1 protein-coding gene is annotated in these 389 nt (G+C 64.3%); it reads right to left on the bottom strand.

The features are described from left to right. A partial coding sequence (locus tag AB1L30_RS01135; protein ID WP_367011488.1) for a carbonic anhydrase occupies window positions 1-389 on the bottom strand: 389 nt, incomplete at both ends.

Genomic DNA, 389 nt, shown 5'->3' with positions numbered 1-389 from the left:
CGTCCAGCAGGTGAAGCACGCCGTGCGAGATCGCGAACCACGCACCGCGCAGGGTGAGACTGCCTTCGCTTTCCTTTTCGCGGACCGACGGAAACGTCCTGAGGTTCTGCAGGCTCGTCCTGACGGCTTCGTGCTCCATCGCGCGAAGGGCTTCGCGGCCCTCGGTACCCTTTTCCGCCGTGACCTTGTCGCGCGCATCATCCAGCATAGCTATCCAGTGGGCGACGAAGCCGCCTTTGCCCATTTCCGCGCCTTCCATCGAGCGCTTCAACGCAGCTTCGCAACCACCGCACATTCCGTGCCCCATCACGACGATCTCTTCGACGCCCAGCACCTCGACCGCGAATTCCAGTGCCGCGGATACACCGTGCTGGCCCGGCGTCGTCTCG

Source organism: Bremerella sp. JC817, from assembly GCF_040718835.1.
Taxonomy (GTDB): domain Bacteria; phylum Planctomycetota; class Planctomycetia; order Pirellulales; family Pirellulaceae; genus Bremerella.
Note: the sequence above shows the minus strand (reverse complement) of the source record. Positions and strands in the feature narration are given on the sequence as shown.